The sequence below is a fragment of the Legionella spiritensis genome (assembly GCF_900186965.1).
Lineage (GTDB): Bacteria > Pseudomonadota > Gammaproteobacteria > Legionellales > Legionellaceae > Legionella_C > Legionella_C spiritensis.
In genome coordinates this window covers 359,314-380,268 of record NZ_LT906457.1, presented here as the reverse complement: position 1 = coordinate 380,268, position 20,955 = coordinate 359,314, and the positions used below count along the sequence as shown (strand labels likewise).

The window sequence follows — 20,955 nt, the reverse complement described above, 5'->3', positions numbered from 1 at the left end:
TGATATTTAAAATCCTGATTATTGTAACGGCAATTCCAGCTCAACCATAACAGGGGCATGATCCGACGGTCTTTCATGTCGTCTTGGCTCCTTATCAATGATAGACCGAAGGCAGTGCGATGCCAACTCCTTATTCAACAAAACATGATCAATTCGTAAACCACGGTTACGCCGAAAACCGGCAGCGCGGTAATCCCACCAGCTGTACAGCTTCTCTTCCTGCACAAACAAGCGAAAACTGTCCACCAAACCAAGATTCAGCAGATCCGAGAAAGCCTGCCGTTCCGGAGGGCTAACCAGCACACAGCCTTGCCATTCTTCAGGATCATGCACATCCCGATCGTCCGGAGCGATATTAAAATCGCCAACCACGGCTAATCTGGGATAAATATGCAATTGTTGCTGAATATAGGCATGAACTTTACTCAACCAGTCCAGTTTATAGTGGTACTTGTCGGACTCAACCTCGGAACCATTGGGTACGTATAAATTAACCAGGCGAATATCGGCAACCGTGGTTGCCAGAATACGTCGTTGCGGATCCGGCAAACCGGGAATATCGGTAACAACCTCGCTCAAGGGATGACGGCTGATAACCGCCACACCGTTATATGTTTTCTGGCCTGCATAAACAACCTGAAAACCGCGATCCGTAAAAGGCTGGACAGGAAAGTTTTCATCGATCAATTTCGTTTCCTGAAGAGCCAGAATATCGACATTGGTTGCCTCAAGCCAGGACAGCACCTGATCAAGACGAATTTTTAGCGAGTTCACATTCCAGCTTGCCAGTTTAAGCATACCACTCTCCGCTGTATTCAATAATCAAGGGCGCATGATCAGACCATCGGTCATCACGATGAACAGCAACGCGACACACGCAATCCTTTAATCCCGGCGTAATAACCTGGTAATCAATTCTCCACCCGACATTTTTTGCCCAGGCTTGTCCGCGATAGGACCACCAGGTGTATTGATCTTCCTCCTGATTCAACACCCGAAATGCGTCCACAAAACCCATGGGACCAAACAATTGATCCATCCATGCCCGTTCTTCCGGCAAAAAGCCGGAGTTTTTCTGATTACCACGCCAATTTTTCAAATCAATTTTTTTATGTGCGATATTGTAGTCGCCGCAAAGAATCAATTCCCGACCTTCCTCTTTTAAACGCAGTAAATGATCAGCAAACCGCTCCAGAAAATCGTATTTGACGCTTTGACGTTCGTCCCCGCTGGTTCCAGAGGGTAGATACAGAGATACCACGCTGAATTGAGGATAATCAAACTGAATATAGCGACCTTCCTGATCGCAATAATCAAATCCCAGCCCTTTAATGATGTTCTCGGGCTTGCGCCGGGCATAGATAGCCACACCGCTATACCCTTTTTTTACGGCATCATAATACTCACAGAAATAATCGCGAGGGAAATAATATTCTTCCGGCAATAACTGCCCGACTTGCGATTTTGTTTCCTGAATACAGACAAAATCGGCATTCTGAGCTAGCAGCCATTCGTAAAAGCCGTTGCGAACGGCGGCCCGGATCCCGTTGGCATTAAAACTGATGATTTTCACTGATTCTCTCTTCCACAAAAGCCATGACCTTACTTAGACCGGACAATAATTGCAAGCCGCTGACCGGATGCGCGCGCATTTCTATCCTGCGATTTCTATCAAGACCACAGCCGGCATGCAGCAAAGAGGAACGCGAGAATAAAGAGGGGTGATTTTCGTCAAGCCGTGTCGCCATGAGATGGAACAGCCAGTTTCAGGGCAATATCAGCCAGTCTTTTTCCCATATGTTTCGCCAGAGTCGTCTCGTCCCTGTTGACCGGTTGATCATTAGCAATACCAGCCACATGCGTCACACCATAAGGTGTTCCACCCGATTTCGTTTCATTGAGAACCGGTTCGGTATAGGGCAAACCAACCATCACCATGCCATGATGAAACAACGGCAGCATCATGCTGATCAAAGTCGTTTCCTGGCCGCCATGTATGGATGATGATGACGAAAAAGCACAGGCCGGCTTACCGACCAGATCGCCGGCCAACCATAAGGAACTGGTGCTATCGAGAAAATATTTTAAAGGGGCGGCCATATTACCGAAGCGAGTCGGACTTCCTATAGCCAGGCCGCTGCATCCCTTCAAATCGTCAAGGGTAACATAAGGCGCACCTTTGTCCGGAACAGGCGGATCCACCGCTTCACAAGTGGCCGACACCGGAGGAACGGTTCGGATCCGCGCTTCAATTCCCCCGACACTTTCCACACCACGCCCCAGATACTGCGCCAATTGCGCCGTAGATCCGGTACGGGAGTAATAAACCACGAGAATATAGGGATTATTCATACACATCTTCCTGAGTTACGATGTTTGCCTGATTGGGCATTATGCCATGGCCGTTTCCGGCTTCACAAAAAACAGTAACATGGCACTGAAACCCAAACCGCCTATCGCCAGTATCATCGGTAAACCCGCCCCCATATGGGCAATTAACCCGGTAAACAGGGACGTTAATCCGAAGCAAAGCGCCATGATGGAGCCGGTTACGCCCATCACCCAACCTTGCTCGCTTTCACCAACCTGATTGGAAAAAATAGTCAGCAGGACGGAGTAAGCCACAGACAGACTAACCCCAATAACAAACGTGGCGAACCACGCCACCCATTCCTGGCTGCTGAGCAGTACCAGCAAGACGTTTAAGGCAGTAATACCAAGGCCTGCGATCACAACAGCGTCATAATTGTAGCGTTTTGTACACCAATCCACGACGTAACCGCACCCCAGACTGAAACCCAATCCCATCACCGCCAGAAAAAAGGAGTTCTGCATGGCACTGTAATGGTAAATCTGCAACAGATATAACGGAATAAATGAAAAATAATTACTCCATCCAAAAATCATGATCAGCAAAACGACGGAATAACGGGCAATAGCCGGATGTCGGAAGGCTGACGCAAAAATATGGATAGCATGGTGCCAGCGAACAGTGATTTTTTGCGAAGCCTTGGTAAAGGTTTCCCTGAAGGTAATAGCCAGCAAGAAAGCGTTCAACAAGGAAATGAGCGAGGCAAAATAAAGCGGTGTCGCATAATTAAACCAGCTCACCAGACGTGCATCGGAAAGCAGTCCGCCAAAAACGGGGCCGAATACGAAGCCCAGTGAAACCGCAAGCAGAATCAAGCCTATATTACGGGCTTTGCCCTCCTCCGAGCTGACGTCGACAATGGCGGCCTGTGCGATAGGCTGACTGCCGGCGGTAAATCCGGCAATGACGCGACCGAGCAATAACGCCCAATAACTTTGACAAACCACGGCAAGGGCGGAAAGCAGATAGCCTGCAAAAGCCCCTATCAGACAAATCATCAGTGATTTTTTACGTCCTACATTATCGGACAGATCACCCAGGATCGCGGCACCAAAAAACCAGCAAATCATAAAAATACCCAAGGTCAGACCGTAATAAAAATCACGGACGCCTATGCTTAGATGAGCCGCTAGAAAACCGGTTTCCGGCTCCATGATCAGCGCGTTCATAATAGGCAATAACAAGCCCAGTCCCATGCCATCAATAAAAAGCACCAGAAACAGGGGAAACATGGTCATTAATGATTTTTCTTTGTTCATAACTTACTACCTAAACGTTCGAGTCAACACTCGTTAAAAAAGTCTGTCCCTATTGGCGAAGCAGGCGGATATTGCGGTTAGGCCATGATACAGGCCGGGAACTGCGCAAGGGATTAATATCCAATCCCCCGCGACGGGTATAACGACCGTAAACCGTCAATTCTTCCGGATGGCAGCGCTTCATGACGTCTACAAATATCCGCTCTATACATTGTTCATGAAATTCATTGTGGTTACGGAAAGAAACGATGTATTGCAACAAACCCTCACGATGAATTTGTTGGCCTCTATAGGCAATCTGTACGCTTCCCCAATCAGGTTGGCCGGTTACCAGGCAGTTGGATTTCAATAAATCCGAATAAAGCACCTCTTCAACCGAGTCTCCCGAAGCAGACAGCAAGGAAGGGTCGACCTGATAAGTGGAACATTCGATGTCCAGAGCATCCAGACACACACCCTGAAACGCCTCGGACATAGACCACCCCGAATATTGGCCAAGCTCGTGAATAGTGACTGCGACATCCGATTGAACCCGCTGTTCCAGATCGTCTTTAATCATCACCTCCACCTCTCTTTTATGCTTGAATTTTGTATTGTTCAAGGAATTAAAATACAGCTTGAGTGATTTTGATTCTATCAAGAAGGGAGATGAGCAATTATAAAGAATTTCAGCAATAGCCACAACCGGCTTCCCTTTGTCATTGAGCCAGGACACTTCGTAATGATTCCAGCAATCGAAACCATAAAAGGGAAGACGATTGGGATCGATACCTATCTCTGACCGTTTTCCTGAGCGTGCAATGGGATAGAGCCTGTCCGGATTATACGTATCATCGTATTCTGATTTTTTTCCCAGTTCGGAATCGCTTGTCTGCCCTTGATATTGTTCCGACACGTTGCTACTCCTCTCATTCATTTCCTCGTAATGGATGGTATTCTATCACGCAACGTAAGGATCAAGCGCTATTATTGCTTAATTCCACCCTGATCAACAAAGAAGCGGCTCAGGCAGTAAAAACATGTTATAACAGGCCTGTGAAGGTCGTCGACTGGAAGGCGCCAACAGGATTTATACTCTGATAGCCATTTGACTTATACTGTGCGATAGTAATTCCATACACTTACCTATTGCAGACTGCTTTTGGATGGGATAAGTGCACAAAACCCAGGAATTAATTATCTGAATTACCCTGGGCTGGTACGTTCTCACTGTCAGGACCGCCCACCAAACGTATGGAAGCGGAAGTCGCACCAGCCTGATAAAAACCATGACTCGGGATGGGATACGCGTTCATGAACTGGATTGAAGATATCAATTATTACTATAAGCAAACCATCGCCTTTATTCGCTTCGTAACTATCAATTTTATTAACGACGGCTGTACCTACCGGGCATCGGCTCTGGCCTTTACCAGCTTACTGGCCGTTGTCCCCCTGATGACAGTGGGGCTGGCCATTCTATCCTCGTTTCCCGTGTTCCAGGGGCTGGTCGATCCGGTTCAGGATTTTGTGTTTCAGCATTTTGTGCCGGCTACCGGAAAAATCATTCAGAATTACTTACAGCTTTTCGCCGCACAGGTATCCAAATTATCCATCTGGGGTGTCGCCTTTCTGTTTGTTACCGCCTTATTGGTCATGTTCACCATTGAACGGGCAATGAATGTGATCTGGCGAGTCGCCACACCAAGGCATGGCGTAGCAGCCTTTCTGCTCTACTGGTCTATTTTATCCCTGGCTCCTATTTTTCTTGGTTTAAGTCTGGCCGCCAGCTCCTATCTGATTTCCCTGCCATTCATTAAAGCGCATCAGCCGCCATCCCTGCTCTTGAGCGCCGCACCTTACTTATTGTCCTTGACCGGATTTACGTTTTTGTATGTCGTTGTTCCCAACCATCCCGTCCGGTTAATACATGGCTTGTGGGGAGGGATTTTTGCAACGGTGCTGTTTGAATCGGCCAAGGTCGCATTTGCCTATTACCTCACACACTACAATACCTATGAACTGGTTTATGGCGCGTTCGCAACCCTGCCGTTATTCTTTGTCTGGGTGTACTGGGTATGGCTGATCACGCTTATTGGTGCCGAGATATGTTATGCGCTCTCGGTCCATTACAGGAGGCGCACCGGCACACCTCTGCCGGGTTTTTTTCATGCACTGGTTTGGTTGCACCAGCTTTGGCTTGCCCGGCGGGAGGACGGTCGAGGCTTAACCCTGCAACAATTGATCGAACTCTGTCCCTATCCTTTTGCAGTTGACGTCAATGATATGATAGCCAGCCTGACTGAAACCGGATTGATCCATGAAACCACCGATAATCGGTATATGCTGAGTCAGGATATGAACAAGTTGAGCCTTTATGATCTTAGTCAAAGGCTCCCCTACCGCCTGCCGGCATCGAATGAGGTAGAACAGCTGCCTGAAACCATAAGTCCGTCCTGGCGGGAACTCTTTCGCAAGGGTAATCACGCACTTGCCGAATGTTTCAGCGTTTCACTGGAACACTTGTTTGCCGATACGAACGTTGATGACAACCAATCAGACTGAGTTATAACCGGAAGCGAGCGGCAGTGTCGACTGCTCCCAAAGCGCCCCCTCTTTTTCCAGTGTTTTACATAGAGTCACAGCCGTGTGGAAATCCTTAGCCATATTGCCGACTCCGACCAGTTCCGTGATGCCCGCCTTATCCAGTTTGCCGCGCACCCGTTCGTTAGCACCACTAAACAGGACGCGAACACCCCGTTTATGCAGATTTTTGATAACGTCCTCCAGAGAACGCAGCGCCGTGCCATCGATAAAGGGTACCCAGCGCAAGCGAATAATTAATACTTTCGGCTCTGTATGGGTCGTAGCCAGCGCACGCTGGAAATTGTCAACGGCGGCAAAAAACAAAGGGCCGTTTGCAATGTAAACCAGAACACCTTCCGGTAATTTGGAAACATTTTCCTCAGACAATTCTTCCTGAAGCTGTTCGTCGCCGGCTAATTGCAATTCGACGCTGGAAGCCATTCGTCTCAGAAAATGTACAATAGCCAGAATGACACCAATATTAACGGCAACGACCAGATCAACAAATACGGTCAAAAGAAAGGTGATCAGTAAAATAGCTACATCCGCTCGCGGCGCCTGTTTCATCATACGGATAAAATGACGCGCTTCACTCATATTCCAGGCTACAACAAATAAAATAGCGGCCAGTACAGCCAGCGGGATATGGACAGCCAGGGGAGCCAGCAACAAGAGCACCAGCACCAGTGTCAGGGCATGAACGATACCTGCAACCGGGGTATTGCCGCCATTACGGATGTTGGTCGCGGTTCTGGCGATAGCGCCGGTCGCGGCAAACCCGCTGAACAATGGCGTCAGAATATTCGCCAATCCCTGCCCCAGCAACTCCTGGTTGGAATTGTGTCTTGTGCCGGTCATACCATCCGCGACGACTGCGGAGAGCAGCGATTCGATGGCACCGAGCATGGCGATGGCAAAAGCAGGGCCAATCAGTTCGATCACCCGCGACAGGGTTAACTCCGGCCAATGAAAAGCCGGCAAACCGTAAGGGATCCCGCCAAACGCCGTGCCAATGGTGGCAACGCCTTTAAAATTGAAAACAGCCTGCAGAACAGTTGCGGCCAATAAGGCAATCAATGGACCCGGTACGCGTTTCAAACCGGGACATTTTTGAGAATAGATAACCAGAAGCAGGGAAAAGACAGCCAACGCCGTCGTGGCTATATGCCAATGCGGCAAAACCTGGAGCAAATGCCATAATTTCTGGTGAAAATGTTCACCGCCTACCGCGGGCAGACCGAAGAAATCCTTCCACTGGCCAACCCAGATGATCACAGCAATGCCGGAGGTAAATCCGACTATAACCGGATCGGGAATAAATCGGATAACCGCTCCCATTCGCAACAGGCTCATGATAACCAATATAAATCCTGCGAGCAGCGTGGCTATCTGTAATCCATCCATACCATATTGCACGGTTATACCGGCTAAAATGGCGATGAACGCCCCGGTCGGACCTGCAATCTGAACACGGGTCCCACCAAAGATGGAAACGACCACACCCGCCACGATGGCCGTGTAAATACCTTGCTCCGGCTTGGCGCCGGAGGCGATTGCAAAAGCCATGGACAAAGGAAGCGCCACCACACCGACAATAATACCGGCGATAATATTGCCCAGCCAGTGACTCCGCTGTAACAGTCCGGCTCCATAAGCTTCACGCATGGCGATCATAATCCCTCACCCACAAGATAAAATGAATCGCATTATACTACATACCCTAACAAAATTGTTAAGTAATTTTACATTATGGACATGATTGATCAACAAGTGCGAATGGACAGGATCCCGCGTTTCAGGCGGGATCAGACAGGATATCGGATTTACAGCCAACAGGGATGGCCTTTTGCACAACACGGCTCAAGCTATGCCCGAGCCAATCGGTTATCAAAGAATATAGCGAGCCAAATCCTCATTTTGCAACAGCTCACCCAAATGCTTGTTCACATAGGCTTTATCGACATGAACGGATTCACCGGCCTTATCGGTCGCTTCAAAGGAAATCATTTCCAGCAGACGCTCCATAACCGTATATAAGCGGCGGGCACCAATATTTTCCGTTGTTTCATTGACTTGCCAGGCTACTTCCGCAATGCGTTGAATCCCTGTTTTATCAAAGCTCAACGCCAATCCTTCCGTTTCCATGAGAGCAATGTACTGCTCCGTCAGGGACGCGCTGGGTTCGGTTAATATGCGGACAAAATCATCGACACTCAAGGCGCCCAATTCAACCCGGATCGGCAACCGCCCCTGTAACTCGGCAATCAGATCAGACGGTTTGGAAACATGAAACGCACCGGAAGCGATAAAAAGGATATGATCCGATTTGATCATGCCGTATTTGGTCGACACCGTACATCCCTCAACCAGGGGTAGCAGATCGCGCTGTACCCCTTCGCGTGACACGTCCCCGCCGCCGTGTTCCGCCCGCTTCGCGACCTTGTCCAGTTCATCAATAAAAACGATGCCATGCTGCTCTACTTTTTCAAGGGCGCGGATTTTAATATCATCTTCATTGATAAGCTTCCCTGCTTCTTCCTCTCGCAAAATCTTCATGGCTTTGCCAATTTTCATTTTACGCGTTTTGGTACGCCCGCTGCCTACCTGCTGAAACATGGCCTGCAACTGGCTGGTCATTTCTTCCATGCCCGGAGGCGCCATAATCTCGACACCAACCGGCGTCGCCGATATTTCAATTTCAATTTCGTTGTCATCCAGACTGCCTTCGCGCAACTGCTTGCGAAATATCTGGCGGGTGGATGTATCCTTTTCCGCCTCAACGAGACTACCTCGCGCCGATGGTAACAGAGCATCCAGAACCCGCTCTTCCGCGGCATCCTGAGCCTGTTGTTCTACCTTTTGCATAGCCAGCTCCCGCTCCTGCTTGGCGGAAATATCGGCTAAATCACGAATGATGGAATCCACGTCCCGGCCAACATAACCCACCTCAGTGAATTTCGTGGCTTCAACCTTGATAAACGGTGCCTGCGCCAGTTTCGCAAGACGTCTTGCTATTTCCGTTTTTCCGACACCGGTCGGACCTATCATCAGAATATTTTTAGGCATGATTTCAGCACGCAGCGTTTCATCTGAAATCTGCATGCGACGCCAGCGATTGCGCAAGGCAATGGCCACGGCTCGTTTTGCCTGATCCTGGCCAATAATGTGCTTATCAAGTTCCTGCACAATCTCCCGGGGAGTCATCATCGTACTATTCACTATCACTATCCAATTCTTCAAGGGTTAAATTATGGTTGGTGTATATACAAATATCACCGGCTATTTTTAACGCTTTACGAACAATATCCGCGGCTGATAATTTCGTATTTTCCAGCAAGGCGCGCGCTGCCGACTGAGCGAAAGGACCGCCTGATCCGATAGCCATTAAACCTTCTTCCGGCTCGATAACATCCCCGTTACCGGTAATAATCAAAGACGCCTTGCTGTCGGCAACCGCCAGTAACGCTTCAAGGCGTCTGAGAATTTTGTCGGTCCGCCAATCCTTCGCCAACTCCACCGCGGCGCGCAACAAGTGGCCGTGGTGCATCTCCAGTTTCCGCTCAAAACGCTCAAACAATGTAAACGCATCCGCCGTGCCACCTGCAAACCCCGCAATGACCTGATCTTTATACAGGCGTCTGACCTTACGGGCATTGCCTTTCATAATGGTATTGCCCAATGACACCTGACCATCGCCGCCTATCACTACTTTTTTACCCCGTCGCACGGACAGGATGGTCGTTCCGCGATATTGTTCCAAAATAATTCCTCTTCTACCGCCAAAATCGATAACGTGGGGGTTTAAAAGCAAAATTCAATAGAATAATAAAAATTATTTTTACCCGTTGCCGTATTCACGCACAAGAAAAACGTCACAGGCTCTGTGAACCAATTTTTTTTCCGATCGAAAACAAGGCAACTATTGTTGCGCAACAAATAATAATGTCTTGTAGCCCGTCATGAAGGCGCAGCCGTAATGCGGGATAACGTTCCTGATTGACACATCAAACCCGCAATACGGCCGCAGGCCTCCTTACGGGCTACTACTTTTTCGAAAAAAATAATGCCAATTAGCCGTATTTGCAGCTGTGAAAATTTTTGTTCACGGAGCCTGGGATTGACACAAATGGCAAATACCTTTTAATTCAATAGTATCTGCACCCAATGCAAACTGCCGATTGGTGCTTAACCGTTTCAGCAAGCCATGTAACGTTTCATCATAGACCTCAAGAACACCATGACAACTATCACAGACCATCAGTATTTCCGAGGCGTATTGTTTGTCCGGCTCCTGACACAGAGTATAGGATTGAATGGATTCAATTTTATGAACCAGCCCATTCACCACAAAATAGTCCAGCACACGATAAACGGTTGGCGGTTTGGCGTTGGACATGGTTTGTAATAATTGATCCAGGATTTCATAGGCTTTCAGCGGTTTATTCGCAGACCACAAAATATACAGGATATGTTTACGCAGAGAGGTTAATTTATGACTGGTCGTCGAACAAAACTCAAGGAACGCGTCAGGATAAATCATCAGAGAAAGGAAACCCCATGTAGCATTGGATCGATACCAAGATACTCAGCCAGACTTTGTCCCACATCGGCAAACGTCTCACGCCGCCCTATAAACCGGGATGGCGAGCGTGGCCCGTATACCAGGACCGGAATATGCTCACGGGTATGATCAGATCCGGGAAAGGTCGGATCGCAACCATGATCAGCCGTGATAACAATCAAGTCATCATCCTTCAGCAGCGCGTGCAATTCCGGCATTCTTTTATCAAATTGTTCCAGTGCGTGGGCATAGCCCGCCACGTCACGACGGTGGCCATACGAGGAATCAAAATCGACAAAATTGGTGAAAATCAAACTTCCGGCCGGTGCCCGTTGCAACGTGGACAGCGTCGCATCAAACAAAGCCATATTGCCGTCGGCCTTAATGGTTTGCGTAATGCCCTGATGGGCAAAAATATCCGCCGTCTTGCCAATGGCGATAACCTCTCTTCCCGCCTCTTTCAGCCTGTCCAGCAAGGTCGGTGCAGGCGGCGGAGTGGCATAATCCCGCCGGTTCCCGGTGCGGGTAAAATGCCCCGGCTTGCCGACAAACGGTCTGGCGATTACACGGCCAATCTGGTATTCATCGACCAGTTTCCTGGCGACGTCACAAATGTCATACAAGCGCGACAAACCAAAATGTTCTTCATGGGCCGCGATTTGAAACACGCTGTCGGCGGACGTATAGACAATGGGTTTTCCTGTTTTAATATGCTGGGCACCCAATTCTTCAATAATGGTCGTACCGGACGCGTGTTTTTCTCCCAAAACCCCAGGTAACCCTGTTTTTGCAATGAAATCCTTAATCAATTTTTCCGGAAAGCAGGGAATTTGTTCGGGAAAATATCCCCATTCAAAGGTCACGGGGACTCCGGCCAGTTCCCAATGTCCGCTTGGAGTATCTTTGCCCAGACTCTGCTCCACCGCATACCCGTAATATCCTGATGGCTCCTTCATGCCATCCAGTGTAAACGAGGTCGCCGCGAAACTGGCCATGGTGGCGTGATACAAACCGGCTGCGGCCAGATTGGGAATAACCAGAGGGCCTTGCCGTAACCCTTTCCTGTCGGCGTGACCATCCTGACAAGCGTCATGAATGTGGCCAAACGTGTTTGCACCGGTATCCCCGTAGCCGGACGCATCAAGACTGGCACCGATACCAAGAGAATCCATCAATAAAACACAAACACGTCCAGACATTTTGCTTTACCCCTCTGCTACCGGCTGTCCATGCGTTTCCCTTAGCCCCTGCACAGCCAGAAACGCCACTATTAAACCAATGGGCAGCATGGCTGCCGCATACTGATAATCACCAAGAGAATAAACAGGAATGCCTGCCTGCATCTTCATGCCGCCATGGCTTACCAGCAAGGCACTGAACAGATTCTGATAAATAACGTAACCGCCCTGGGTTAAAAACGAAATCACGCTGACAGCCGTTGCGGTGATTAATGGTGAGCTGCTTTCCGCAACCAGCGCATAACTAATGACCTGCGACGCGGTAAAAAAGCCCAACAGGAAAAACAGTATTTTCATGAGGGGCAGGGACACCGGCAGGAATAAGATGGCCAGCATCGTCACCAGAGAAGCGACCACCCCTATTTTCATAGGCACAATACGCAAAGCCAATCTGTCCGACAGCCAACCGATAACAGGCCCGCCAATGATAGCCCCTAAAAACAGCATGGAATTTACCAGAGACGCGTCTTCCTTGCTGATACCCATTTTCTGCACCAGATACAAGGAACCCATCATGGCGCCAAACACGGCAATAGCCATGTTCATCAAACTGGTATAAAGCGCCGCACGCAGATTTTGGGAATTGAAATAGGCTTTTTTGATGGCGTCAAGTGCGGTAACCGGTTTTGCCGCCGCGGCAGCAGGCTGCCGCTCTTTTTCAATAAGGCCAAAAAGCATGATTCCTGACATCATCACGCCCAGCCAGCCAACCTGCACAAGCGCGTCACGCCAACCCATGTAGGCCACCAGTTTGGTTAAGGGGTACTGCGCCAGCATGCCGCCCATCATGCCAATGGTGACAATGACTCCGGTCACCATAGCCATTCGTCGGGGAGGAAACCAGCGTGACGCCACCCGTACCGGCCCGATAAAACAAAACGCGCTGCCAATCCCCGTCATAAAGCGGCACAGCAAGGCCAGATAAAAAGATTGGGCGTGGGCCAGGATAAATGTACTGACAATACAAAGCGCCATGGCGGCGATGATAGTTTTGCGGGTGGAATATTTATCCAGCACCGTACCGGCGACAAACAGAAAAATAACATTGGAAACATAATATATGCTGGACAGATAAGCCATTTTATCGGCCTGTACGTGAAAATCCCGCATGATATTATCCGCGATGGAGGCAAACATATTGCCTTGAATAAACTCATAAAAAAAGAACAGTGACGCACTGAAACAGACAATCCACGGCAAAATCCGGGTCGCGAATTTACCTGTTTCCCTATATTCTTCCACCATCTGCATAAAAACTCCTCAGTCAAGACGCCTGCAATGCGTTTCCCGGGTTAACAATACCATGAGCAGAGCAGCAATCGCGGTCAGAGGAAACATCCACATCGCGTATTGAAAATCAGCTATTGTATAATGTTGTGACGCCGCACCGGCATGGTATTGCATTAACCAGCCAAAAAATACCTGCCCAACACCGCCGCCCCCCATGATCAACACCGAAGCGACGCCGGTTGCCGCACCGGTGTGTTCCAGATGGTTGCTTTCCGCCACCAGAGGATAACTGATGACCTGCGTGCTGGTAAAAAATCCCAGGGCGAAGAATATCACGCTTAACTCCGTTTGACTTAACGTATGATTTAAAAAAAGCGGGATGATCGTCACCAAAGTGGCCAGCGCGCCGGCAATCATTAACGGTTTACGGCGACCCTGCCTGTCCGACAACCAACCAGCCAAAGGGCAGCCTATAATACTGCCGATAAATATGAGACTGATCACGTTACTGGCCGCCATATCGGGCAACTGATGAACAACATGCAAATAACTCGCACCCCATAACGCGCAAAGCACCATAATAGGCAAATTGAGAAACGAGGTATAAAAGCCGGCAAGCCAGTTCTGGCGATTGGACAAGGCGGTCATGAAACCGGAGAAAACCGTTTGCTCGTTTTGCTTTTTTTGCCTGGAATCGAGGGAATCCGGACGGTCCTTGACCATCATATAAATCCAGATCAGCAATAAGGCGCCAGCACCCCCGTCAATTAACAGGGAAGTACGCCAACCGTAGTGGTCATTTAAGCGGGCAAAAGGCGTATGCGCCATCATGCCGCCGAGAAACGCCATGGTCACCAGCAAGCCGATAACAAGAGCCTGGCGACGGGGCGGAAACCATTGCGACACCAGAACCACGCAGGACAAAAAACAAAACGCGTTACCAATGCCGGATAGAAAATGAAAAAAAGATGCCCAGACAAATGAGGAGGTCAACGCGAAACCGACCGTACCCACCACACAAATCAGCATGGCTGTCAGAATAACGCGGCGAACGGAAAAGCGATCGAGAATGATCCCCGCCGGCAGTAAAAAAAGAATATCCGCCCAAAGGTACGTACTGGACATCCAGCTCAACTGGGTGGCATCGAGATTAAAATCATGACGTAACGGTTGATTAATGACGTCAAAAATATTGAGTTGAAAAAATTCATAAAAGAAAAACAACCCGGCCGACAGGCACACCAGCCATGCCATAAAACCGCCGCGAGGCAAAACACCCCCTCTATCCACTGCCATTGAATCGGACAACGTGACTCCTTGAGTAAAAACGAGCGAAAATTGCGCGTTATTGTAACAAAAATCAATCCCTTTTGGTATCGTTACTGCACAATTTTTTATCTTTTTTTTCCCTGGTCTCCCCCGTTTTAAAGTGTTTCCGACACACGGAGACGTAAGATTCGTTCCCGCCGATGAACAATTGCTCGCCGTCCCAAACCACATCGCCCTGCGCGTTGATGCGCCTGTTCATGGTCGCTTTACGCCCGCAATGGCAGATGGTTTTGATCTCGATTAATTCATCGGCCCACGCCAGTAAATACTGACTGCCCGGGAATAACTCACCCCGAAAATCCGTTCGCAAACCATAGGCCAGCACAGGGATAGCCAGCCTGTCGGCAATTTCTGTTATTTGAAACACCTGATCCCGGCTTAAAAACTGCGCCTCGTCGATCAACACACAGGCAAGCGATTGATCCTGCTGTTGCCGGCGAACGTAGGCCAGCAAATCATCCTTCGCCTGAAACGCGTAGGCCAGTTCGGACAGCCCGATGCGGGAGGCAACCACCCCTTGCTGGCAGCGAGAATCCACCGCCGGGGTCAGGAGCAGCGTCTGCATGCCTTTTTCACGGTAATTATGACTTGATTGGAGCAACACGGTACTCTTGCCGGCGTTCATGGCCGAATAATAAAAATACACTTTTGCCATTCCGATCCTTCAATAAACGAATAGACAGGTATACTGCGCGCAGTATACTTCCATTTTTGTGCAAAAAAAATTAAAATGCGCGATTTTTTATCATAAATCAGGTTCGAACATGCCCACATTTACCAACTTAAAAAGCTATGTGTCAAACGTTTTCTCCAGGGTTACCGTTTTTTACCACTGAACACACTCCCTATGATGGAAACGGACAGAACCGTCACAATGACACCCAACGTCATCACAATGGGAATATCAATCAGATCATGCACCAGCATTTTCACCGCGATAAACACTAAAATCAGAGCCAGGCCATGCCTTAAGTAATAAAATTGTTCGTTCATGTTGGCCATCAGGAAGTACATGGCCCGCAAACCAAGAATGGCAAACACGTTGGAGGTAAAAACGATGATCGGATCGCGGGTGATGGCAAATACCGCGGGAATACTGTCCACGGCGAAAATCAAATCGCTGAATTCAATGAAGATGATGGCCATCAACAACGGAGTTATATATAATTTATTGTTTTTCATAAAGAAAAATCGGTTGTCCTGTTTTTCATGGCTGACCCGAAACAGACGGCGACTTATTTTCATGATCACATTGTTGTCCAGGGAATGGCTGTCGTCGTCAAAAAACAGAAGTCGCACCGCCGACATCAGGAGCAGGATGCCAAATACGTAAAAAATCCAGTCAAACCTGTTCACCAGCCAGATCCCGAACAAAATGATAACAAGCCTCATCAAAATGGCACTGATCACGCCATACAGCAGTAATTTGCGCTGTTGTTCGACCTTGATCTCAAAATAATGAAAAATCATGATAAAAACAAAAAGATTATCGACAGACAGGGATTTCTCAATCAGGTAACCCGTAAAAAATTCAAGAGATTTCCGGTTAGCAATATCCACCCCATGCGTGGCGTACAGACTCCACCATAAAATCACATTAAAGATTAAGGCGAGTCCAATCCATACCAGGCTCCAGCCCAACGCTTCCCTGGTTGATACACGGTGGTTGCGGCCACCTTTAAGCCACACCAGATCAATTGAGAGCACCATAATGACGATGGCGAAAAAAAGAACCAACAACCACCATTCGATGACCGAGGGCATATTACAATGTCCATTTAACCCATTTCTTTAAATAGTAGTGACTATCCGTTATCCTGCCAATCGACATACCGATAAATCAGGGATATTTTTTGCCTATATCCATTTTCATGGTTACTATCTAAGGGAAAAAAAGGAGTATTCATATGATACCGGCAAAAGGTTATGCAGCCCAATCCGCGAAAGCACTACTGACCCCCTATTCTTTTGAGCGCCGTGACGTTCAGGAACACGACGTCCTGATAGACATTCATTATTGCGGCATATGCCATTCGGATATCCATCAGGCCCGGGAAGAATGGGGCGGTTCCCTGTTTCCCATGGTACCTGGACACGAAATTATCGGGGTGGTGAGCGAAATCGGCTCCGCGGTCACAAAATATCAGGCGGGAGACCGGGTTGGAGTGGGCTGCTTCGTGGACTCCTGCCGTCGCTGCACCAATTGCCATGAAGGATTGGAGCAATTTTGTAATGAAGGCATGACCGCTACCTACAACGATATGGAACGCGACGGCAGCCGGCTGACCCAGGGCGGATACTCCAACCGGATCGTTGTCAATGAAGATTACGTGTTACGTATTCCCGACAATTTGCCGATGGATGCCGCAGCGCCTTTGCTCTGTGCCGGCATCACCTTATATTCTCCGCTGAAACATTGGGGAGCCGGGCCGGGGAAAAAAGTGGCCATCATCGGCCTTGGCGGGCTGGGTCATATGGGTGTAAAAATCGCGCATGCCATGGGCGCTGAAGTGACTGTTTTGAGTCATTCTCTAAACAAGGCGGACGACGGGAAACGTATGGGGGCCGATCATTTTTATGCCACCTCCGATCCGGCCACGTTCAAACAGCTCGGCAACCAGTTTGATCTCATCATCAATACTGTGTCAGCACGGATTGACTGGAACGACTATCTGAAATTACTGAAACGTGACGGCACCATGGTTGTTGTCGGTCTTCCTGAAAATGAGATCCCGATCAACGCGTTTTCCCTGGTCAGCGCACGCCGCAGTCTCGCCGGCTCATTAATTGGAGGGATTCAGGAAACTCAGGATATGCTTGATTTTTGTGGCAAACATAATATTGCCTGCGACATTGAACTCATACCTATACAACAGGTTAACGAAGCCTATGAACGTGTTTTAAAAAGCGACGTACGTTATCGCTTCGTGATTGATATGGCCTCTCTTAACAACACCGCGCAGGTTCCGTAAATAAAATATATTATAGTTTCCTGTAACCCGTCATGAAGGTTTCGCTGTAATGCGGGAAAACGCTCATAATTGGCACCTCAAACCCGCAATACGGCCGCAGGCCTCCTTGCGGGCTACCGGTATTTTGAAAAAAATTGTACGAAGAAAATTTTGTGCCCTAGAAAAAAAGCTCTGCCGATTGCAAATCCGAATCCATACACCATAACAGATTTATAGCGTCGGCATGTTGTAATGGCTTGATAATGCAACCGGATACATTCAAATCCCGTACGGCAATCTTATCCTGGGTCGTGTAAAAAGATGTAATTAAAAAAACCACCGTTGCGCGAAACCTGGGATCCGAACGCAGTTTTTTTAAAAAATCTATGCCACTCATTTGGGGTAAATTAATATCTAAAAGGATAGCCTTGGGAGGAACCATTGCTTGTGATTTGTTTGTCACGCCCCTTAATTTCTCCAAAGCTTCCATACCATTATGAACGACATCAATATGAATTGATGGATTAATTTTCCTGAATTCACGCAGCAAATGCCGGATATCAATCTCATCATCCTCCACGTATAAAATACCGATGTCATCGATTATATCATCCATCGCAGTTGTCCCTGAAAAAGCCTTTGCCAGTCACACTCTATAAACTGGAGTTTTCCTGCAAAGTCCAAAAAATATTAAGTGCATCCTTGTACTCAATAGGTTTTATAATATGCCCCATGACCTTAAGCTGCTCCATGACCAATTTCTCTTTTGTGCTGTAAGCCCCTGTTAAAATGAATACGCGAATATCCATGAAATTCGTGTCTGAACGCAGTGTTTCCAGAAATTCAATGCCATTTATTTTTGGCAAACTAATATCAAGAAGAATAATTTTAGGAGTGATTTTTTTTTCTTTGTTACGTCCATATAACATATCGAGCGCTCTGATCGCATCCGTGCACACAGCAATTTTAAGCAAATTACTGACCTTGCTGAATTCACGCTGCATTTTAAGAATGTCTACGTCGTCATCTTCCACATACAAAATATCAACGACACAATCCTTGACGTCCATAACAAACTTCCTCTTTTACATACTCCTTGAGGTGATTAGCTCCAAACCCGTTCATTACACCAAACCGTTTTTATAATTATAGCATATCACTCAAAGCCTGCCCCCCTGCGGCTATTGAGAAATGTTACGAAAAGGTTGCTATGATATATGTAAAGAAGGACTCTTGATAAAACCGGTTGCGAACAATATGCCACCAAAATCACCAGAGAAACATAATGAAAAAAGCCCGGGAAGCGATGCCTTGCTCGCAGCCATTATTGATTCGAGCAATGACGCCATTATCGGAAAAAAACTGGATGGAACCATTATCAGCTGGAACAAGGCAGCCGAACATCTCTATGGTTATAAAGCGGACGAGATTATAGGGCTGCCTGTCAGTTATATTGTTCCGAGAAACAGAACTCAGGAAATCAAACTGTTCTTAAAAAAAATCAGGGAAGACAAAAAAATCCATCATTTTGAAACCGTACGGCTCAAACGAGATGGTACGGAAATCAAGGTCTCTATTTCGGTATCGCCCATCAAGGATCCTGACGGAAAAATTATCGGCGCCGCATCCATCGCAAGAGAAATTCCCTTCGTCACCCAAATGCAGCGGAAATTTGAATTGGCTGTTGAAGCAGCTCCCAACGGGATGCTGATGATCGATGCTTCCGGACACATCAAGCTTGTTAACGCGCAGATTGAACATATGTTCGGATACACCAGGGAGGAACTCCTGGGAAAATCGATAGAAATGCTGGTTCCCGAGCGCTTTCGCAAAAAACACCCCGGTTTTCGCAAAGCCTTTTTTAAAAATCCCAAGGTACGTTTCATGGGAGAAGGGCGCGACCTCTTCGGCTTGCGAAGTGATCATACCGAATTTCCCGTTGAGATAGGCTTAAACCCCCTGCATACGGAAGACGGTATTCTCGTGTTTGCTTCGGTCGTGGATATTACGGAGCGAAAACGCCTGACCCAGCGGTTTGAACTAGCCGTTGAAGCTTCTCCCACAGGGATGATTATGATCAATCGTGCGGGCGAAATCGAGCTGTTAAATTCCCAGATTACCAAGATGTTCGGTTACAAAAGACATGAGTTGATGGGTAAAAAAATTGAAATTCTTGTTCCCGAGCGATTCCGGGAAAAGCACCCGGAACACAGGCTGATCTTTTTTGAAAAACCAAGAGCAAGGGTGATGGGAGCAGGGCGCGATCTTTTTGGCCAAAGAAAGGGGGGCAGCGAATTCCCGGTGGAAATTGGTTTAAATCCCTTAATTACGGAAGATGGCAGTTTTGTTTTAGCATCCGTTGTGGACATTACCGAACGAAAAAAAGAGCAGGAAAAATTTCGCCTGGCCATTGAAGCCACCCCTTCCGGCATTTTAATGGTTAATAAAATGGGGGAAATTGAGCTGGCTAACCGACAAATACTTGAGATGTTCAAGTACAGGAGAGAAGAGTTGATTGGCCAGAAAATAGAAGTTCTTGTTCCCGAACGATATCGGGCCAGACATCCCCAATACCGACGGTCCTATTTTATGAATCCGCAAACACGGGCCATGGGCACAGGCCGTGATCTTTTTGGCTTAAGAAGCGACGGGACGGAGTTCCCGGTAGAAATTGGTTTAAATCCATTAAAAACCGAGTCCGGCATTTTTGTGCTGGCGTCTGTTATAGACATTACGGAAAGAAAGCAGTCGGAAGAAATCATTAAAAAAAGCAACACGGAACTGGAACGATTTGCCTACGTCGTTTCTCATGATTTAAAGGCACCATTAAGAGGCATAGCGACGGTTTCGGAATGGATTATGGAAGAATACAAGCCGCGACTGGATAAAAAGGGCCAGGAATATATGGCATTGCTGGACAGCCGCGTCAAACAACTACAAGCCTTGATCGACGGGATTCTGGAATATTCGCGGATCGGTCGCTTGAAAGAGGAATCAGAAAAAATTGATTTAAATGACATCGTTGAGGAAGTCAAGCAGATGTTAATGCCTTCCAAACAGGTACACATCCACATTCGCAAGCGCTTGCCCGTCATTTATGCGGAAAAAGTCCATATTTATCAGCTTTTTCAAAATCTGATTAGCAACGCCATAAAATATAATGATAAAAAAGAGATAAAAATAGAACTAGGATCCTCGAAACATCTCAGGGAATGGCAGTTTTTTATAAAAGATAACGGCATCGGTATTGACGAGCAATATCAAGATAAAATTTTTGAGCTTTTTCAAACGCTTGACAACAAGTACAAATACAAATCAACAGGCGTCGGACTGACGATCGCCAAAAAAATCGTAGAACTCTACAATGGAAAAATCTGGTTTCGTTCTATAATTGGTAAAGAAACAACCTTTTATTTTACCTTGAGTAAAAACAAAATCAGTGGAGAATAAT

General features: G+C 47.7%; 20 protein-coding genes. 3 read left to right on the top strand and 17 right to left on the bottom strand.

The genetic code is table 11. The annotated features are described in order from the left end of the window. Positions 1 to 18 precede the first annotated feature (18 nt). From xth to queF, 6 genes are read right to left on the bottom strand one after another with little or no spacing between them, the layout of a single operon-like run. Positions 19 to 798, bottom strand: coding sequence for an exodeoxyribonuclease III (xth, locus tag CKW05_RS01750; RefSeq protein WP_058482668.1), 780 nt, complete (start codon positions 796 to 798; stop codon positions 19 to 21). Beyond that, positions 791 to 1,573, bottom strand: coding sequence for an exodeoxyribonuclease III (locus tag CKW05_RS01745; RefSeq protein WP_058482669.1), 783 nt, complete (start codon positions 1,571 to 1,573; stop codon positions 791 to 793). Before CKW05_RS01745 ends, xth begins: the two co-directional genes overlap by 8 nt. Next, positions 1,554 to 1,748, bottom strand: a complete 195-nt coding sequence (locus CKW05_RS15280; protein ID WP_133141201.1) for a hypothetical protein — start codon at positions 1,746 to 1,748, stop codon at positions 1,554 to 1,556. Before CKW05_RS15280 ends, CKW05_RS01745 begins: the two co-directional genes overlap by 20 nt. Next, positions 1,732 to 2,352, bottom strand: a complete 621-nt coding sequence (gene wrbA / locus CKW05_RS01740) for an NAD(P)H:quinone oxidoreductase (RefSeq protein WP_058482670.1) — start codon at positions 2,350 to 2,352, stop codon at positions 1,732 to 1,734. The genes CKW05_RS15280 and wrbA overlap by 17 nt, the downstream gene beginning before the upstream one ends. A gap of 39 nt (positions 2,353 to 2,391) precedes the next feature. Continuing rightward, positions 2,392 to 3,630: an MFS transporter gene (locus tag CKW05_RS01735; RefSeq protein WP_058482671.1), complete on the bottom strand. Its 1,239-nt coding sequence runs from the start codon at positions 3,628 to 3,630 to the stop codon at positions 2,392 to 2,394. A gap of 49 nt (positions 3,631 to 3,679) precedes the next feature. Next, on the bottom strand, positions 3,680 to 4,525 hold the full coding sequence (gene queF, locus CKW05_RS01730) for an NADPH-dependent 7-cyano-7-deazaguanine reductase QueF (RefSeq protein WP_231950660.1): 846 nt from the start codon (positions 4,523 to 4,525) through the stop codon (positions 3,680 to 3,682). 398 nt (positions 4,526 to 4,923) lie between these two features. Here queF and CKW05_RS01725 point away from each other — a divergent pair, with 398 nt between their 5' ends. Beyond that, positions 4,924 to 6,174, top strand: coding sequence for a YihY family inner membrane protein (locus tag CKW05_RS01725; RefSeq protein WP_058482673.1), 1,251 nt, complete (start codon positions 4,924 to 4,926; stop codon positions 6,172 to 6,174). On the opposite strand, the gene CKW05_RS01720 is transcribed toward CKW05_RS01725, so the two are convergent. The 9 genes from CKW05_RS01720 to CKW05_RS01680 all read right to left on the bottom strand — a co-directional run bounded on the left by CKW05_RS01720 (position 6,166) and on the right by CKW05_RS01680 (position 16,317). After that, entirely contained in the window at positions 6,166 to 7,869 is a 1,704-nt protein-coding gene (locus CKW05_RS01720; protein ID WP_058482674.1) for a SulP family inorganic anion transporter, read from the bottom strand. The genes CKW05_RS01725 and CKW05_RS01720 overlap by 9 nt on opposite strands. Before the next feature lie 213 nt (positions 7,870 to 8,082). Then, positions 8,083 to 9,402 (bottom strand): ATP-dependent protease ATPase subunit HslU, encoded by a 1,320-nt coding sequence (hslU, locus tag CKW05_RS01715; protein ID WP_231950734.1) that lies wholly within the window; start codon positions 9,400 to 9,402, stop codon positions 8,083 to 8,085. 4 nt (positions 9,403 to 9,406) lie between these two features. After that, positions 9,407 to 9,955 (bottom strand): ATP-dependent protease subunit HslV, encoded by a 549-nt coding sequence (gene hslV / locus CKW05_RS01710; protein WP_058482675.1) that lies wholly within the window; start codon positions 9,953 to 9,955, stop codon positions 9,407 to 9,409. 342 nt (positions 9,956 to 10,297) lie between these two features. Then, positions 10,298 to 10,735, bottom strand: a complete 438-nt coding sequence (locus tag CKW05_RS01705; RefSeq protein WP_058482676.1) for a Fur family transcriptional regulator — start codon at positions 10,733 to 10,735, stop codon at positions 10,298 to 10,300. Beyond that, the gene (locus CKW05_RS01700; protein WP_058482677.1) at positions 10,735 to 11,955 is read right to left on the bottom strand and encodes a phosphopentomutase; all 1,221 of its coding nucleotides are present in this window, start codon (positions 11,953 to 11,955) and stop codon (positions 10,735 to 10,737) included. The genes CKW05_RS01705 and CKW05_RS01700 overlap by 1 nt, the downstream gene beginning before the upstream one ends. Positions 11,956 to 11,961: 6 nt before the next feature. Continuing rightward, positions 11,962 to 13,245 carry an MFS transporter gene (locus tag CKW05_RS01695; RefSeq protein WP_058482678.1) on the bottom strand — a complete coding sequence of 428 codons (1,284 nt, stop codon included), beginning with the start codon at positions 13,243 to 13,245 and terminating at the stop codon, positions 11,962 to 11,964. A 9-nt stretch (positions 13,246 to 13,254) separates the two neighbouring features. Next, positions 13,255 to 14,532 (bottom strand): MFS transporter, encoded by a 1,278-nt coding sequence (locus tag CKW05_RS01690; protein ID WP_058482679.1) that lies wholly within the window; start codon positions 14,530 to 14,532, stop codon positions 13,255 to 13,257. A 52-nt stretch (positions 14,533 to 14,584) separates the two neighbouring features. Further along, positions 14,585 to 15,208 (bottom strand): thymidine kinase, encoded by a 624-nt coding sequence (locus CKW05_RS01685; RefSeq protein WP_058482680.1) that lies wholly within the window; start codon positions 15,206 to 15,208, stop codon positions 14,585 to 14,587. Between the two features lie 161 nt (positions 15,209 to 15,369). Continuing rightward, positions 15,370 to 16,317, bottom strand: a complete 948-nt coding sequence (locus CKW05_RS01680) for a TerC/Alx family metal homeostasis membrane protein (protein WP_058482681.1) — start codon at positions 16,315 to 16,317, stop codon at positions 15,370 to 15,372. A gap of 143 nt (positions 16,318 to 16,460) precedes the next feature. Between CKW05_RS01680 and CKW05_RS01675 the strand changes: the two genes are divergently transcribed. Next, positions 16,461 to 17,525, top strand: a complete 1,065-nt coding sequence (locus CKW05_RS01675) for an NAD(P)-dependent alcohol dehydrogenase (RefSeq protein WP_058482682.1) — start codon at positions 16,461 to 16,463, stop codon at positions 17,523 to 17,525. 157 nt (positions 17,526 to 17,682) lie between these two features. On the opposite strand, the gene CKW05_RS01670 is transcribed toward CKW05_RS01675, so the two are convergent. Together CKW05_RS01670 and CKW05_RS01665 are read right to left on the bottom strand one after the other, a co-directional pair. After that, the gene (locus CKW05_RS01670) at positions 17,683 to 18,120 is read right to left on the bottom strand and encodes a response regulator (protein ID WP_058482683.1); all 438 of its coding nucleotides are present in this window, start codon (positions 18,118 to 18,120) and stop codon (positions 17,683 to 17,685) included. Positions 18,121 to 18,157: 37 nt separating this feature from the next. Further along, on the bottom strand, positions 18,158 to 18,574 hold the full coding sequence (locus CKW05_RS01665; protein WP_058482684.1) for a response regulator: 417 nt from the start codon (positions 18,572 to 18,574) through the stop codon (positions 18,158 to 18,160). A gap of 187 nt (positions 18,575 to 18,761) precedes the next feature. Between CKW05_RS01665 and CKW05_RS01660 the strand changes: the two genes are divergently transcribed. Next, positions 18,762 to 20,954, top strand: coding sequence for a PAS domain-containing sensor histidine kinase (locus CKW05_RS01660; RefSeq protein ID WP_162264421.1), 2,193 nt, complete (start codon positions 18,762 to 18,764; stop codon positions 20,952 to 20,954). Position 20,955 lies beyond the last annotated feature (1 nt).

Excerpts from the sequence above, each read along its gene's own strand:
- xth (WP_058482668.1), bottom strand. The coding sequence starts at position 798 with ATGCTTAAACTGGCAAGCTGGAATGTGAACTCGCTAAAAATTCGTCTT.
- CKW05_RS15280 (WP_133141201.1), bottom strand. The coding sequence starts at position 1,748 with ATGGCGACACGGCTTGACGAAAATCACCCCTCTTTATTCTCGCGTTCC.
- wrbA (WP_058482670.1), bottom strand. The coding sequence starts at position 2,352 with ATGAATAATCCCTATATTCTCGTGGTTTATTACTCCCGTACCGGATCT.
- CKW05_RS01735 (WP_058482671.1), bottom strand. The coding sequence starts at position 3,630 with ATGAACAAAGAAAAATCATTAATGACCATGTTTCCCCTGTTTCTGGTG.
- CKW05_RS01725 (WP_058482673.1), top strand. The coding sequence starts at position 4,924 with ATGAACTGGATTGAAGATATCAATTATTACTATAAGCAAACCATCGCC.
- CKW05_RS01720 (WP_058482674.1), bottom strand. The coding sequence starts at position 7,869 with ATGATCGCCATGCGTGAAGCTTATGGAGCCGGACTGTTACAGCGGAGT.
- hslU (WP_231950734.1), bottom strand. The coding sequence starts at position 9,402 with ATGATGACTCCCCGGGAGATTGTGCAGGAACTTGATAAGCACATTATT.
- CKW05_RS01705 (WP_058482676.1), bottom strand. The coding sequence starts at position 10,735 with ATGATTTATCCTGACGCGTTCCTTGAGTTTTGTTCGACGACCAGTCAT.
- CKW05_RS01700 (WP_058482677.1), bottom strand. The coding sequence starts at position 11,955 with ATGTCTGGACGTGTTTGTGTTTTATTGATGGATTCTCTTGGTATCGGT.
- CKW05_RS01695 (WP_058482678.1), bottom strand. The coding sequence starts at position 13,245 with ATGCAGATGGTGGAAGAATATAGGGAAACAGGTAAATTCGCGACCCGG.
- CKW05_RS01685 (WP_058482680.1), bottom strand. The coding sequence starts at position 15,208 with ATGGCAAAAGTGTATTTTTATTATTCGGCCATGAACGCCGGCAAGAGT.
- CKW05_RS01680 (WP_058482681.1), bottom strand. The coding sequence starts at position 16,317 with ATGCCCTCGGTCATCGAATGGTGGTTGTTGGTTCTTTTTTTCGCCATC.
- CKW05_RS01675 (WP_058482682.1), top strand. The coding sequence starts at position 16,461 with ATGATACCGGCAAAAGGTTATGCAGCCCAATCCGCGAAAGCACTACTG.
- CKW05_RS01670 (WP_058482683.1), bottom strand. The coding sequence starts at position 18,120 with ATGGATGATATAATCGATGACATCGGTATTTTATACGTGGAGGATGAT.
- CKW05_RS01665 (WP_058482684.1), bottom strand. The coding sequence starts at position 18,574 with ATGGACGTCAAGGATTGTGTCGTTGATATTTTGTATGTGGAAGATGAC.
- CKW05_RS01660 (WP_162264421.1), top strand. The coding sequence starts at position 18,762 with ATGCCACCAAAATCACCAGAGAAACATAATGAAAAAAGCCCGGGAAGC.